Here is a 15413-nt window from a genome sequence, read left to right as displayed (position 1 = left end):
TATGAGGAACGTAAAATTAGAATTCCTACCGCCATTAATAGAAAAAGAAATTATGGTAGTCGAAGAGGTGGTATTTAACACAAATAACATACAGTTGGCACCTTTTAAAGCATCAAGATGGGAAGTGTTTCCTGGAAAATCTAGTTTGATTGATGTTCATGAAGTAAGAGAGTGTTGGTTTATTGCGAAAGGAGAAGGTGAACTTATTCGTAATGAAAAGAAAGAAGGAAAAGTAAAACAAGGAGATATTCTTTTTTTTGACTCAAATGAATCTCATTCAATTTGTAATTCTGGAAAAGAAAACATTCTGATATTCTCTATATGGTGGAACGTTTAAAAACAACTAATGAGTATTTTGACCTTATTATCATTGGTGGTGGTTACGTAGGTGCTTGGTGTGCCTTTTTGGGAGCCAATATGTTTTCTGAATGGAAAATTGCTGTTATCGACAAATCGAAAATGGGAAGTGGAGCTTCTTATTTTGGTGCTGATTTAGATTTTCCAAACAATCTAACAGATGAAATAAAAAAAATGTCTGCTTTATCGCGAGTTCATTTTAATAATATTACATCTGAGATACTGGATTTTCCTTCTGTTAGATTAGAAGCTTATGCAATAGGAAAACCTGATAGTTTTAATAAAAATAGATTTGAGAAAAAGTTAAGACAATCAAATTCTAGCTGTAACCAACTAAATATTTCCAAAAAGAAGGTGCAGCTTCAAAAAGAGCAAGAGATTCATGGTCCAATTGAATGTTACCGTGCAATTGATAAAAGTTCCATTTCAAAACTTCTTCTTGCTTCACAATATCAAGGCAGAAATGTTGAAATAATTGAACACTCAGAAGTAATAAATGTAAAATATGATAGAGAATGTTTACTAAACAATATTTTATTAGCCGACGGGAGAGAATTTTCTTCTCGTTTTGTTATTACTTCTATTGGACCTTGGAGTTTACAAATTCCTTGGATAAAGAAATTTAAGGTAGACTGGAAAATAAAAAAAATAATTTGCTTTTATATAGACATATTCCCAAATAGAAAAGATTCGGTTCTGTATTTTTTAGATGAAGATTCTTTTTTAATGCCAATGCTCGAACAAAAAAAATGGTTATTTAGCGTTTCAAGTGAAGAATGGAATTGTAGTCCGAAAGAGCCTTTAAAAATAACTGAAGATGAATTGGACAGAGCAATTGCTATTTTGAATAAATATGTACCAAACATGATTCCTTATCTATCCAAAGGACGTGTATTCTGTGATACCTATTCCTCTAAAAGACAACCTATAACTGTAGCAGAATTTAGAAACCCAACTCATCTTATCGCAGGTGGATGTGGTGGTTCTGGATACAGGCTAGCTCCAGCACTTGCAGAAAAAACCATTAATACTTTAGCAAAATGTGTTTAAAAGAAATTCATAACAAAGAAACCTTTTTTAACATAGATTTAGACAAAATAGCTTTATGTGATATTAGTGAAGGAATTCAAATTACCTATGGCATGTTAATAAACGGGGTTATAAAACTGAAGGAAATAATCGATAAAAATTGTATTTCTTCTGGAAGTGTAATTACAATAAGTTGTAAAGAAAGGCTTCATCAAGCTCTATATCTTATTTGCGGTTTAAATTTACCTTATACAATCAATCCACTTGATCCAGATTATAGCGAAGAAGAGTTAAACAAAATCCTGCTTCATTCTGAAACTAAACTAATTATTTCGGATAAACTATCAATCAAAGAAGGCAGAGACATAGTAATAATAGAGCCAGACGTTTCTAACATCTGCAAAACTTCTCAGAAAATACCTGATCTAAATTTAGATATTAGAGGTAAACTTTTAATTTATACTTCTGGAACTACAGGAAATCCAAAAGGGGTATTATTATCGTCAACAAATATTATAAAAAACACGAATGAAGCTATTTATCTTTTTGGTTATAATTCGTCCTGGATCACAGCAAGTGTTCTTCCAATGTTTCACACATTTACTCTTATTAGTGATATTATTCCAGTGATAAGAATGGGAGGTAAATGCGTTATTTGTAAGGCTTTTAATGCTATAACATCTCGTAATCTTAAAACGGCTTTGAAACAGGAGAAAATAAAATCTTTTAGTGCCGTACCTATTATCTTTCAAGCAATTAATGCTTTGTTCGAACCTGAAGATACTAACAGTTTGAAGTTTACAATTTCTGGTGCTGCACCTTTATCTGAAAAGGTACGACTTGATTTTTTTTCAAAATTTAATCGTCACATTATTCCATGTTATGGATTAAGTGAAACTACCTGTTTCGCTACTATCACTCCTTTTCAATTTATAAAACCAAGAACTGTGGGTAAGCCTGCTGGGATTAGTATTAGAGTTGTAGATACTAACGAAAATGAAATGGACTTGCCCCTAGGAGAAATAGGAGAAATTATTATGAAGGGCGACAGTGTTATACAATCAGGTTATTATAATGATACTATGCAGAAAGAATGTTATACGGTATCAGGCTACTTTCGAACAGGAGACCTTGGCTACTTCGACAGCGAAGGCTATCTATATATAGCTGGAAGAAGAAAAAATATGGTTATAAGAGGAGGGAAAAAAGTTTATCTGGAGGATGTAGACCAATGTATTGAGGAACTTAACTGGGTAAAAGAAAGTGTTAGTGTGGCCATATTACAAGCGGATAAATTGGATAGTGCGATCACATTCGTGATAGTTCAAAATTTCAAAGCAAACATTAAGGAAGAAATAATCCATCATATTGATTCAAAATTAAATTCAATACATATTCCAGACCAAATCAATATTGTAGATGAAATTCCTAGAACGAAAACGGGAAAACCAAAAATAGAAAACCTTAAAAACCTGATTTTATCATATGATAATTGATTGTCATTCTCATCTTGCATCTCATAAAGTGCTTCCAGCATCCTTTCTCAAAGGAATAGCTGATAACGTTGTATCTTCTGTGCCACAAAAATTATTAAAATCTCAAAAAGAACATTTAAAAGGTATTATATCTTCTTACATGCATGGTGATGATGATGGTACTTTGCTTATTAATGAAATGGATAATGCGGAAATTTCAAAATCTATTTTACTAATCATTGATTACGGAATTATGTTTCCAAAAGAATTTCCTTCAATTAAAGAAATTCATAAAATACATAGAAAACTACTTTTAAAATATCCCGATCGCTTTATTATTTTTTCTGGCATTGATCCTAGAAGAGGACAGGAGGGACTCTATCTTTTTGAAAAAGCGATTAAGGATTGGGGATTTAAAGGATTAAAACTTTATCCACCATGTGGATTTTCGCCAAGTGATCCCATTCTTTTTTCTTTCTATGAAATCGCAGAACAATATGAAGTTCCTGTTTTGTTACATACTGGCCCAACAAGTCCTACAATGTCTTTCAAATATAGTGCCCCTGAACTTATAGATGATGCCGCCTATCGATTCCCAAAAGTCAATTTTATACTTGCCCATGCTGGGTTTATGATGCATCAACAAGCAGCTATATTGGCAGAATATCGATCAAATATTTATTTAGATTTATCTGGTTTCACAAACGCCATTAGAATGGAGAATTTCAAAAACATTTTAATGGAACATAAGAAAAGAGGAATCCTGAATAAATTAATATTCGGAACCGACTGGCCTATACATAGATTAAACGGTAATCAAAAAAGTTTAGTCAATACTTTCAAAACTAACATAGAAAGTATTCTTTCTTCTGAAGAAATTAACAATATAATGTGTAATAACATTAGCAGAATACTTAAATAATAAAATTATATGGAAGATATTTTAAAATTAATAGCAGACAAAACAAAACCTCCAATAGATAAAAACGCTATAAAGTTAGAGGATGAACTTAGTTGTTTAGGAATAGACTCCCTAAACTTTTTGTTACTGATTTTAGACTTAGAAGTGTATGCCAAAAAAGGTGCTTTTAAACCTGAAAATATTGTTAAGCTAAAAACGGTAGGAGATATAATTAATAAAATTGAAATTTCAAAAGTTAACAAATGATATGAAAATTACACTCAGATTATTAAAAACAAAAGAAGAAATACTTTCTTCTTACTTGATTATGAAGGAGTTAAGGCCTTGTATTGAAGAGGCAAATTATGTTGACCTAATACGCGAATTAGAAATCAAATCAAATTATCAGCTTTTAGGAGTTGAAGTAGATAATAAAATTGAAGCTGTTTCTGGCTTTAGGATTAGCCAATCTATAGCATGGGGGAAATATCTATACATCGATGATTTGATAACCACATCTAACTCTAGATCTGGAGGGCATGGAAAGGAAATGCTGGATTGGCTATCTGAATATGCTAAGAAGAATCTCTGCAAACGAATTGATCTTGATTCAGGTGTTCAACGTTTTGGAGCTCATCGATTTTATCTTAGAGAACGCATGGACATTATCTGTTATCATTTTATGAAAACACTCTAATTCAATAATCCAATATATTTAATCAGATATCCATGTTTTCAAATATTGTTTCTACAAATAAACAACAAAAAACACTTTTTAAATCGACCGAGAGTATTTTAGAATCATTTAACCTTGATGGTTATGAAGTTGTGAAAATTGAAAAATTTCAAGGTATGCGTGGGTTTTTAGCAAATAGTAAGCAAGCCAAAAATTATGAAACTGGGCTACCAAAAACGACTTACTATGTTGAGGGAAGCACATATCAAATGGGGTTTCTATTAGGGCGGCTTGCTCCAGATATGGTAAATGAAATGGCAAACGAATACATTTACAATTTTATTCCTGCTATGATTAATCCTGAAATGGATCCAAGAAAATCAAGAAAACTATGTAAACTAATTTGGGGTTTTATATCTAAAATGACAATAAAAATAGATAAAAAATTTCCAGAAGATATTCCAGATTTATATAAACAAGAGATTCAAGGACTAGTTGATGGTTCTTCTCTGTCGGGCATGAAAGTTACTTTTAATAAATTATGGAATCTTAATACCGCTTTTGATTTTATTCTATCCTATTTATATACTGGTTACGGACTTACAGATTTAGAGCTATATCTAAAAGAAAAAATGCCCTCTTTTGAAACGAACATGCTTGTTCCTCCTATTTTTTGTAATGGTTTTTCTGTATTTGGTAATGCTACTCTCTCAGGAAATGATCACTTCTTTGGTCGAGATTTTATGTTAAGTGCGGCAAACGTTTTGCAAAATGTCGCAACAATGATTATTTACAACCCCACAAATAAATTTAAGGACAAGCCGTCTGTGGCTTTTATTAGTGTATCTGCACCAGGTTTTGTTGGCTCCCTTACAGCCATGAACAATAAAGGAATTGGAGTAGGTGTAAATACGGTTCCTGCGGCTAATTGTAATAGAAGTAGACCTGGGTTAAATTCAATAATGCTTGTTCGTCATTGTGCACAATTTGCTACTTCAGCTAAGGACGGAGTAGAAATGATTAGAAAATCTCAAAGAGGCGTGCCATGGTTATATCTAATTGCTGATGGTACCAATGACAAAGCTGTTGTTGTGGAAGCAGGAAAAAAAGAAAAACGAATAGATTTTTTTAAATATCCTCCGAAGAAATATAAAGATATCCTACCTAAACTTGAATTTATAGAAGCTAACAAATCGAAGCCACATCAAAAAGATGGAATGATGGAGCGTTGGAGTGATTTCGAATATCCCAATGCTTACTTAAATTATAATAGAAAGCTTTTTGATTTCAAAAACAAAAAATTTGAAACAACAATGTTTTCAAATAATGGATTTTTAGATAATGATTTTAGGGATCTAAATTGCCCTGATACCTATTATTTTGCCCCAATTAGAGTATTGCAAAAAGATGTGATATTAGTTACAAACATGTATCTCATTCCTGAGATGAGGTATTGTATGATGAACAAATTCACAGTAAATAAAATTAGAAAACCTAAAGGAGTCAAGACAGCTAGAAATACGTATGACGATATTCAATGGAGGTACGATATATTAAATAGCCAAATACAAAAAAATTATGGACAAATTGACTTTGAAAAAGCAATCGAGATTCTATCATTTCTTAATCCAGATGGAGAATATTCAAGTTACTATGCAAAAAACCCGAAGAGCATAGATGGAAAAACAATTACAATAGAAGGCACTATGTCGGTATGTGACCTTAAAAATAAAATTATAAAAAGTCTTTTTGGATACTTTAAAGATCCTTGGATTCAACTAACATTATCAAATTACATTAAAAATTAATAAACATGAAAAAGAATATATTCTTTACTGGAGGAACTGGTTTCTTGGGAGGGTACTTAATAAAAGAGCTTCTAACAACAACTCCACATAACATTTACTGCCTAGTGCGAAGCGCAAGACGAATGACGGGTTCAGAAAGACTTTGGAACCGGCTCGAACAAGTTGTAGACCTAAGTAACATTGAAAAGACAAGAATTATTCCAATTCATGGAGATATTACTGAAGCAAATCTAGGTCTAAAAGAACCGTTTAACGTTCATATAGATGAGTTTTGGCATTGTGCTGCTGTGTTGTATTTTGAACATCACAAAAAAGAGGAAACTATTCGAATCAATTATGGAGGCATAAAGAACGTACTTAAATTTCTTACAGATTATAAAATCCCCCATATAAACTTCGTCAGTACTGCTTATGTTTCAGGCAAAAAAACAGGTCTAATTAAAGAGGAAATATATGAACATCAAGATGAAACCCATAACCCCTATGAGCTTTCCAAAAGAATGTGTGAAAAGGAGTTATTAGATTATCATAAAGAATATGGGGTTACATTTCGCATTCTTAGACCTTCAATAATAATAGGTGATTCGATAACATATGGTGTAGATACCAATTCTGGTTTGTACGGATATCTAGCAATCTTATTGCGTTTAAAAGACAAACTCGAACTTAAGATGCCTGAGTATTTTAAGTATAACGCTCTTAAAATGTTAGTGACAGAAGGTGCTTCTGCCAATTTAATTTGTGTGGATCATGTAGTGACTCTGTTCATGGCAATATGTACAAATGCCAATACATTGAATGAAGTTTTTCATCTAACAAACCCACATCCGACACCATTAAAACGTTATATGTCTACCATTGGAGATGCTTTTGGAATTAATTCTTATGCGGTTAGCAATATCGATGAATTAGGTCCTATAGATAGGTTGTTATTACATGAAGAAGATATTTTTGACTCATACCTTCAAACTGTTCATTATTTTGAATGTGACAAAGGCTATAATTTGGCTAAATTAGATAAGGATATTCCAAAACTTGGATACGATGTAGAGTACAAGGTCACGGTAAATGCAAAAGTAAAGTTCGACGAGGATAAGAAAGTACAGCGTAAAAGACTTCAAAGCGTCGTTCATAGATTGGATTTAAAAACAGTCGTAGTAGAAGGGAAAGATAACCTTTCATATTATATTGGAGGGAATGGGTCCGTTCTTGTTATTCTTAATGCCTATGGACAGAGTTTGTCTTTTTGGGATTGGATGGTAAATGGTCTTTATAAAAATCACACCGTAATTATTTGGTCTATGAGAGGCACAGCATCTCAAAAAGGAGGTGTTGAAGAAAGTTATCCGATCCAGACTCATGTAGAAGATATAAAACATATTCTTAACAATGAAGATGTTCAAAAATGTAATATAATGGCATGGTGTACTGGTCCCAAAGTAGCTTTACAGTTTCAGGCTGATTATCCTGAATTGGTAAACACCATGATTTTTCTTAGCAGCTGCTTTAAAGGAGTGCCTGGATTCGAAAAATATCATACAACCTATGAAAATGATATGCAACAAATTTGCGACAGAGTGAATCAAAACCCTTATATAGCTTCAATTATAATAGAAGCTCTAAAAAATATTCTCATTAAGGAAGAAGAAGTAATTGCTTTTGATGAACTTCAAGATGAAGAGAAAAAAAGAGATTTAGTTCAAGATATTTTATCCCTTATAGGAGAGGATATTAAGCCGATGATTATTGAACCATTTTTAACGCCATCAAGTGTTTTGAATTATGCTCGACAACTCTTAATGTTATGGGAGAAAGATGTGACAGAGATGCTAATAAATCTAAATATTCCAGTATTAATGATTTCTGGTGAGGAAGACAATATCTCTTCTTGTGAAATTACAGAAGCTGCAGCAGGGCTATCTGGAAAAGTAGACTGTGCAATTATTAAGGGAGGCACACATTATTTGCACTATGATAATACCAGTTTGTTACTCGAAATTGTAAATAAGTATTTGATAGATCCAGAATATTTCGAATTTAAACATGGGTTAGTACAAGTGAAAAACGAATTAATGTCCGAAATAGAGAATACCATAAATGAATAAATATTTTATCAAAGAAGTTAATAATGCGAGACTTTTAAATGATTTTATTGACTTTCCATATGATCTTTATAAAGATGATTCGAATTGGGTGCCACCAATAAAAAAAGATTATATAAAACTATTCGATAAGAAATTAAACCCATTTTTCGCAGAGGGCGATATGCAATTATATCTGGTTAAGAAGAATGAATCAGTCGTAGGAAGGATTGCCTCAATTGACAATCATGAGCACAATAAGGTACATAACGAGAATATTGGTTTCTTTGGTTTTTTTGAATGTTATAATGACCCAGAGATTGCAAATTTACTTCTGAAAAAAGCAACCAAATGGTTATTAGAAAGAGGTAGGGTTGCCATTAGAGGTCCAGTTAGTCCTTCAATGAACTACGAATCTGGTTTTCTAGTTGAAGGTTTTGATGACGCTCCTCGCCTGATGATGCCATACACCAAGTCATATTATCCATATCTAACTACTGACTTAGGATTTAATAAGGTGAAACAACTTTGGGCATATAAAATTAATAGTAGGCATGTTGCCGATAATAGTAAAATAGCTAGAGTTGCTGAATCAATTAAACTAAGGAGTGGTGTAAGGCTCAGAGAAATCCAAATGAAAAACTTTCAGGAGGAAATATATACTATCGTCGATATATTTAACAAATGTTGGTGCAATAATTGGGGGTTTATCCCAATTTCACAAGAAGCCGCTATAATAATGGCTAAGAGTATGAAGCCTATTGTAGAGAAATCATTGATTTTGATTGCCGAAATCGACGATAAACCCGTTGGAATGATAGTAACATTGTATGATTATAACGAAATACTGAAAAAAATGAAAGGAAGATTATTTCCTTTTGGTTTTTTACACTTATTAAATGCTAAAAATAAAATAGGATGGTTGCGAATGATGCTAATTGGGGTTTTACCTGAATACAGAAGTAAGGGAATTGATGCACTTTTATATTATCAATCTGCTCTCAATGCTTTAAAATTAAATAAATTTCATTGCGAAGGAAGTTGGACTCTAGAAGATAATCATGTTATAAATAGACTAGCTACTATGATGGGAGGGAAAGTATATAAAAAATACAATATTTATGAAAAATTTATTACAGAAAATATTAGAAAAAAAAAATAAAGCATTACTCAAATTGCTTATGCCATCGTATGAGGATTTATGGCATTTACATAACGTGCTTTTTGATTTTTTTCTGCCATATGAAGGTGAAGATCCTAAAATCATTTCATCTATAAAACAATCCAAAAAAACACAATATGAACAACTTTTAATTAACGAGCCAGTAAAATGGATTTTAGTATTGATTTCGAAACCAAAACGATTACTTCGTTCTGGTTGGATTAATATCTATTATAAATATGTAGAGAAAACAAAACCTCCATATTCAGAAATAAAGCCTTCTGTTAAGAAGTTGGAAGAGTTTTTTGAAGAATCAAAAAAATACTCACTTCTTCAAATGAGTTATAATGAAAAGCTTCGTTTTATTAACATATTAACTAGTTCAAATATAAATTTTTATCGTAGAATCGGCTCCAGTCTTAGAGTTTATTACATAGTAAATGCGTACAAAGGAGAAGTTGGAAGGTTAATTACAGACATAGGAGAATATAAAAAAGATGCTTTTATAGCAGACCCAAAGATAAAAATCCCTGAGTTTAAATCAAATCTTCAGTATGATCAAAAATTTAACGAAATCCAAGGTGATTTAGATTATATCGTAGTTGGTACTGGTCCATCTGGATGTTTAGTGGCTTCAGAATTACATAAAAATGGCAAAAAAGTTGCAATTTTAGAATCTGGTTCTTTTTTCATTCCAGGAACATTTGATGGGAGAGCAGGTCTAGACTTTTACGAGGATAAAGGATTCCGCACTACAATGGATGGAGGTGTTTTTGTACTTAACGGAAGTGCCGTTGGTGGTGGTGCTACTGTGAATGTAGATATGGCGTTTGAACCTTCCTTAAATACGATAAGATCTCGCTTTGATTTATGGCATGAACAGGGGTATATTGATTCAGATTTTTGGACGCATGAAGATTTACAGGAATCACATACTAAAGTATTGTCAAGACTTAAAACGCGTCAGGTTGAACCGGAAGAAGTAAATCTCCATAATAACATATTAAAGGAGGGTGCAGAACTGCATGGACTAAATGCCTCTTATTATAGACTCAATACTTACAAAAAAGGAGAATCACCATATTCAAGAACCGATAAGAAGGGACCTGTAGAACATTATATTCTTCAGCCTATGCAAGATCATAATAACCCTTTAACCTTAATTCCCAATGCAGAAGTTCTTAATATTAAAATGAACAAAGGAAGAGCTATGGGAGTGAATTTTAAAGTTCGATATCCAGAAGATTATTCTGGAATAATTAAAGATCCTTTTGGACTAAATTTACCTCAAAATAAAACGATTAGCTTAAAGGCCAAAAATATCATAATTGCTGGAGGCAACCTTGGAACTTCTTCCTTATTGAAAAGTTCTGGATTTAAAAACGATATGATTGGAAAAGGTTTTGTAATGCATCCTTTCATGTTAGTTCTAGGTTTATTCGATAAAAAGATAGATAATCATATTGGCACACAATCATCCATATATATTGGTGATTATCTTACTTCTAATCATCGCTTACCTAAAGTAGATTTTCTTCTTGAATCTGCAAGCGCTAGACCTGAAATAGGTGCAATGTTAATTCCTGGAAGTCCGAAGCAAGTACTTAAAATAATCGAAAAATATCGACATATTGGCGGATTTGGAGTTCTACTTATTGAAGAAATGCAAAAGACAAATAGAATAGAAAAATCTAAAGATAGCGTTCCAGAAATTTTCTACTCTTTAAGTGATAATGACATTTCGAGATTTAGATTTGGAGTAGCAGAAGCAATAAAAATAATGTTTAAAGGGGGAGCTAAAAAAGTGATAATTCCAAGTTTTGAAAATTTATGTGGAAATCCAGATTCTGACACTGGATTTAATATATTAGATCGAATTGAAGAAGCAGACAAAGCTGTAGAGAATTTAAAATTTAGACCTAATGAGACCATGCTGTTTGCCGCTCACATGATGTCTGGTGCTAAGTTGAGCAAAGATCCTAAAAAAGGATGCATAGATCAAGATTATAAATTGTACGGAACAGAAAATGTTTTCGTAGTTGATAGTAGTGTTTTTCCATCTTCAGTTGGTGCCAATCCAATGGAGACAATTTATACGACGTCTCAAATATTTGTAGATTCTCATTTAAATAAAAAAAAACAAAAGAAAGAACCTTTCAAAACTGTATCAAATGAATGAAAATGAATTTGTAATCTATAACAAAAAACTTTTTAAAAAAGTAGCTCCTAAATATAAATGGCTTGATTTAATAGCTTCGGGATGTCGAAAGGCATTTTGTAAATTTACAGGTCATGTAAAATCATTAGAAATATTGGATGTTGCTACTGGAACAGGAAAACAAGCTTTAGCTTTTGCAAAAAAAGGTGCTAAAGTGACTGGTATGGATTTATCTGAAGACATGTTACATTACGCAAGGTTAAATGACAAATCCAAAATGATTAATTTTCATTGTGCTAATGGTTCCAAACTACCCTTTGATAATAATAAGTTTGACATAGTAACTATGTCTTTTGCACTACATTGTATGACTCCAGATGTAAGAGAGAATACTTTAAGAGAAATGAAAAGAGTGGCGAAAAAAGGAGGAAGAGTCATGTTTATTGATTATTGTAAGCCTAAAAGAGGTATTGGAGTCCTAATATATAAAAGTCTGACCAAATTTGAAACACCGTTATATAAAAAATTTTTGCAAACAGATTTTGATATTACATTAGAAAAAGTTGGACTAAAAAAAGTAAAACATGAAAAGTTACTCTTTGGAACTATGCAAATGATTTCTTGTGAACTTAATTAAACATCGCAATTTTTGAAATCCCAAACAGCGTTTTAAATTCAATACGTTTTCCTTACTAAAAAGTTAGACAGTGTTAAAATGCATAGTACTGTGTTAAATATTTTTTTATATAATTTTTGGTGTCCTACAAAAAAACAACTAAATTAGGATTTCACGTGAGTAATTACTTATGTATTCTTGTAACTTATAATACTATTTCTTATTTAACCTTCGTCTATTTTTCAAATTTAAAAGCAAAATGAGATATTTTACCATAATAAAATAGATAGCAAACTAATTTAAAATTAACACTTAGCCAAATACAAGATTAATGAAAGACATTTTCGATAGAATTAAAAAAGACAAAGGGCCTCTTGGAAATTGGGCTAAACAAGCTGAAGGATATTTCGTTTTCCCTAAACTTGAAGGACAAATCTCAAGTGAAATGAGATTTAAAGGAGAGAAAGTTATAACATGGAGCATAAATGATTATTTAGGTTTAGCAAATCATCCAGAAGTCAGAAAAGCAGATAACGAAGCAGTTGCAGAATATGGATTGGCTTACCCAATGGGAGCAAGAATGATGTCAGGCCACACTATGTTTCATGAAGAATTAGAACAAAACCTAGCTCGATTTGAACAAAAAGAAGCAGCTTATCTTCTAAATTTCGGATACCAAGGAATGGTTTCAGGAATAGAAGCATTAGTTACAAGAAATGATGTTATTGTTTATGATGCTGAATCTCACGCATGTATAATTGATGGAGTGAGATTACATCAAGGCAAAAGGTTTGCTTATAAGCACAATGATGTTGATAGTTTAGAGGTTAATTTACAAAGAGCTACTAAGCTTATTGATGAGACTGGTGGGGGGATTCTTGTAGTCTCGGAAGGAGTCTTTGGAATGAGAGGAGTTCAAGGTAAATTGAAGGAAATTGTAAGGTTGAAGAAAAAATATAAGTTTCGGTTTTTAATAGATGACGCTCATGGTTTCGGTGTTTTAGGAAAAAATGGAGCAGGTGCATCAGAAGAGCAAGGAGTAATGGAAGGCATTGATATTTACTTTGCCGCATTTGCAAAATCTATGGCTGGAATAGGAGGTTTTTTCGCGGCAGACGCAGACATAATAAATTTTATGAAGTATAATATGCGTTCTCAAATGTTCGCTAAATCACTTCCCATGGCCATGGTAAAGGGAGCTTTAAAAAGATTGGAAATGATATCAACAATGCCAGAATTAAAGAGCAAATTATGGAAGCAAACACTGAAACTTCAAAATGGCCTTAAAGAAGAAGGATTTGATATTGGTAATACGAATTCATGTATAACTCCTGTATTTCTCCAAGGCAGTATTCCTGAGGCTATGCATTTAGTATATGACCTTCGAGAAAACTATCGTATTTTTTGTTCTATTGTTGTATATCCTGTTATACCCAAAGATTTAATCATGCTTAGATTGATCCCTACTGCAGCTCACAAAGATGATGATATTGAGAAGACTATAGATGCATTTTCTACAATTCGAGAGAATTTAGAGTTAGGTCTCTATAGAACAAAAAAGTTAAGCAGTTTAAAAAACAGCTATTAATCTAAGCTTGAAGCTTCACTATATTAACAAAATTAATTTCAGAAAATTAGTTCTCATCTGCAAGGTGATGGCTGATTCTATTTTGATAAAAATTAATTAATTGTCTTTAACAACGAGTAATTTTAAATTTATCCAAGCATAGTTGATGATACAGTATTTAATTGGGGTGACCCGAAAAGAAAATAAGGAGCATATAAAAAAAATGTTCCTTAACTCTCTACCCTTAGCGTTTGCAGGTTTACTTTCAGTTTTGATAGGCTTCATAGATAGCCTCTACCTTTCTAATTATTCATTAGAAGCTTTTAAAGCATTATCCTTAATAATACCGATTTTAGGAATTGTTGGTAGTATGGGGATAGCCATCGGAGCGGCCCTTGTTAATTCAATGGCAAATTATGAAGGTAAAGGAGAAAAGCAAAGGGTCTATTTTTCGACAATATTTCTAATATTAATTAGTTATATAATAATTGTAATTTTTACAATTTTTGGTTATGATAGGTTCATTAATTTTAATAATCTTCAAGATCATTCTAACGCAAAAATACTAGTGTTTTTTACCCAATATTGGTTTGCTATTGTACCGCTTTATTTATTTGTTTTAGTTCTAAACGTTGTTACTCAATATTTATCGTATAGAAATAAAAATAAGGAAATTATTTATATACTTTCCATCATAGTAATATCAAATCTAATTCTAAATCCAATTTTTATATTTTATCTAGATCTTGGGGTTATTGGAGCGGCATTGGCATCAATAGTATCGTTGACACTTGGAAACCTTTATTTTGCATTAAGACAAAAAAGGCTTCAAAAATTTTTATCACTAGTTGTGAAACCAAAAGATTATTTAAAAAAGATGGGAACTATTCTTAAAGTTCAGTCTAAAGTTGCCTTTTCTGTATTTCTAGCTATCGCAATTTTTGCTTTGGGAAGTATCTTTTTTAATCAATTAGCTATTAAACAAGGGAATGAGTTCTTAGCGGTAATTGGATTAATTGAACAACTTAAATTATTAATGATATTCCCAACTCGAGGTGTTACTGGAGCATTTTTGATTATGTTTGAGAAAGCAATATCTTTAAGGCAAGTAAATACTTATTGGAAATTATACTGGTCAGCTACTACTATAATTGCCGCCATATGCATTTTTGAAGCATTGTTAATTTTCTTTTTTTCAGATTTGTTGTTTAGGCTTTTTAATATTGAAAGTGAGAGTATGATCAAGATTATGGAAGTACTACTCATATCGTTATATTTTTACTTTCTTGTAAATATTCTCCCAAGAGCTAGTCAAGTTGGTTTCATTACTTTGGGTAAAAGTTATCTTTTATTTTTACAAAGCCTTTTTTCTGTCTTATTTGGATACATTCTTACTTATTTGTTAGTTGGAAATATCGGAAAAGAATGGTTTATACACGGTCAGTCTTTAGGTGTATTTATTGCAACTACAATATTTCTTTTAATTTTTAGAAGTATGTTGAAAAAAAGAATTAAAGCTGACAAAAAAATGCTATAATTTATAGTTTTTGGTTCTGTCGCACCTATCAATAGTAAAAAACCTC

The 15413-nt window shown here is 31.8% G+C and carries 13 protein-coding genes; all 13 read left to right on the top strand.

What is annotated here, in order from left to right:
- Nucleotide 1: 1 nt before the first annotated feature.
- The 13 genes from Q4Q40_RS19350 (at nt 2) to Q4Q40_RS19290 (ending at nt 15367) form a co-directional block, all read left to right on the top strand.
- Entirely contained in the window at nt 2–337 is a 336-nt protein-coding gene (locus Q4Q40_RS19350; protein ID WP_303303646.1) for a cupin domain-containing protein, read from the top strand.
- The gene (locus tag Q4Q40_RS19345) at nt 322–1407 is read left to right on the top strand and encodes an FAD-dependent oxidoreductase (RefSeq protein WP_303303645.1); all 1086 of its coding nucleotides are present in this window, start codon (nt 322–324) and stop codon (nt 1405–1407) included. The genes Q4Q40_RS19350 and Q4Q40_RS19345 overlap by 16 nt, the downstream gene beginning before the upstream one ends.
- Complete coding sequence (locus tag Q4Q40_RS19340; protein WP_303303644.1) at nt 1398–2882, top strand: class I adenylate-forming enzyme family protein; 1485 nt, start codon at nt 1398–1400, stop codon at nt 2880–2882. Before Q4Q40_RS19345 ends, Q4Q40_RS19340 begins: the two co-directional genes overlap by 10 nt.
- On the top strand, nt 2872–3783 hold the full coding sequence (locus Q4Q40_RS19335) for an amidohydrolase family protein (protein ID WP_303303643.1): 912 nt from the start codon (nt 2872–2874) through the stop codon (nt 3781–3783). Before Q4Q40_RS19340 ends, Q4Q40_RS19335 begins: the two co-directional genes overlap by 11 nt.
- A 9-nt stretch (nt 3784–3792) precedes the next feature.
- A complete protein-coding gene (locus Q4Q40_RS19330) occupies nt 3793–4029 on the top strand; it encodes a phosphopantetheine-binding protein (RefSeq protein WP_303303642.1) in 237 nt (78 codons plus the stop codon).
- Nucleotide 4030: 1 nt separating this feature from the next.
- The gene (locus Q4Q40_RS19325; protein WP_303303641.1) at nt 4031–4459 is read left to right on the top strand and encodes a GNAT family N-acetyltransferase; all 429 of its coding nucleotides are present in this window, start codon (nt 4031–4033) and stop codon (nt 4457–4459) included.
- Nucleotides 4460–4491: 32 nt separating this feature from the next.
- Entirely contained in the window at nt 4492–6246 is a 1755-nt protein-coding gene (locus tag Q4Q40_RS19320; protein ID WP_303303639.1) for a C45 family peptidase, read from the top strand.
- 5 nt (nt 6247–6251) lie between these two features.
- A complete protein-coding gene (locus Q4Q40_RS19315; protein WP_303303638.1) occupies nt 6252–8351 on the top strand; it encodes an alpha/beta fold hydrolase in 2100 nt (699 codons plus the stop codon).
- Entirely contained in the window at nt 8344–9489 is a 1146-nt protein-coding gene (locus tag Q4Q40_RS19310) for a GNAT family N-acetyltransferase (protein WP_303303637.1), read from the top strand. The genes Q4Q40_RS19315 and Q4Q40_RS19310 overlap by 8 nt, the downstream gene beginning before the upstream one ends.
- Nucleotides 9449–11668, top strand: coding sequence for a GMC family oxidoreductase N-terminal domain-containing protein (locus Q4Q40_RS19305; RefSeq protein WP_303303636.1), 2220 nt, complete (start codon nt 9449–9451; stop codon nt 11666–11668). Before Q4Q40_RS19310 ends, Q4Q40_RS19305 begins: the two co-directional genes overlap by 41 nt.
- Nucleotides 11661–12284, top strand: coding sequence for a class I SAM-dependent methyltransferase (locus Q4Q40_RS19300; RefSeq protein WP_303303635.1), 624 nt, complete (start codon nt 11661–11663; stop codon nt 12282–12284). The genes Q4Q40_RS19305 and Q4Q40_RS19300 overlap by 8 nt, the downstream gene beginning before the upstream one ends.
- A gap of 310 nt (nt 12285–12594) precedes the next feature.
- Entirely contained in the window at nt 12595–13851 is a 1257-nt protein-coding gene (locus Q4Q40_RS19295; protein WP_303303634.1) for an aminotransferase class I/II-fold pyridoxal phosphate-dependent enzyme, read from the top strand.
- Nucleotides 13852–13996: 145 nt separating this feature from the next.
- Nucleotides 13997–15367: an MATE family efflux transporter gene (locus Q4Q40_RS19290; RefSeq protein WP_303303633.1), complete on the top strand. Its 1371-nt coding sequence runs from the start codon at nt 13997–13999 to the stop codon at nt 15365–15367.
- Nucleotides 15368–15413 lie beyond the last annotated feature (46 nt).

The organism is Flavivirga jejuensis (genome assembly GCF_030540765.1).
Classification (GTDB): Bacteria; Bacteroidota; Bacteroidia; order Flavobacteriales; family Flavobacteriaceae; genus Flavivirga; species Flavivirga jejuensis.
Note: the sequence above shows the minus strand (reverse complement) of the source record. Positions and strands in the feature narration are given on the sequence as shown.

Coding starts and splice junctions, on each gene's coding strand:
- Q4Q40_RS19350 (WP_303303646.1), top strand. CDS start 2: ATGAGGAACGTAAAATTAGAATTCCTACCGCCATTAATAGAAAAAGAA.
- Q4Q40_RS19345 (WP_303303645.1), top strand. CDS start 322: ATGGTGGAACGTTTAAAAACAACTAATGAGTATTTTGACCTTATTATC.
- Q4Q40_RS19340 (WP_303303644.1), top strand. CDS start 1,398: ATGTGTTTAAAAGAAATTCATAACAAAGAAACCTTTTTTAACATAGAT.
- Q4Q40_RS19335 (WP_303303643.1), top strand. CDS start 2,872: ATGATAATTGATTGTCATTCTCATCTTGCATCTCATAAAGTGCTTCCA.
- Q4Q40_RS19330 (WP_303303642.1), top strand. CDS start 3,793: ATGGAAGATATTTTAAAATTAATAGCAGACAAAACAAAACCTCCAATA.
- Q4Q40_RS19325 (WP_303303641.1), top strand. CDS start 4,031: ATGAAAATTACACTCAGATTATTAAAAACAAAAGAAGAAATACTTTCT.
- Q4Q40_RS19320 (WP_303303639.1), top strand. CDS start 4,492: ATGTTTTCAAATATTGTTTCTACAAATAAACAACAAAAAACACTTTTT.
- Q4Q40_RS19315 (WP_303303638.1), top strand. CDS start 6,252: ATGAAAAAGAATATATTCTTTACTGGAGGAACTGGTTTCTTGGGAGGG.
- Q4Q40_RS19310 (WP_303303637.1), top strand. CDS start 8,344: ATGAATAAATATTTTATCAAAGAAGTTAATAATGCGAGACTTTTAAAT.
- Q4Q40_RS19305 (WP_303303636.1), top strand. CDS start 9,449: ATGAAAAATTTATTACAGAAAATATTAGAAAAAAAAAATAAAGCATTA.
- Q4Q40_RS19300 (WP_303303635.1), top strand. CDS start 11,661: ATGAATGAAAATGAATTTGTAATCTATAACAAAAAACTTTTTAAAAAA.
- Q4Q40_RS19295 (WP_303303634.1), top strand. CDS start 12,595: ATGAAAGACATTTTCGATAGAATTAAAAAAGACAAAGGGCCTCTTGGA.
- Q4Q40_RS19290 (WP_303303633.1), top strand. CDS start 13,997: ATGATACAGTATTTAATTGGGGTGACCCGAAAAGAAAATAAGGAGCAT.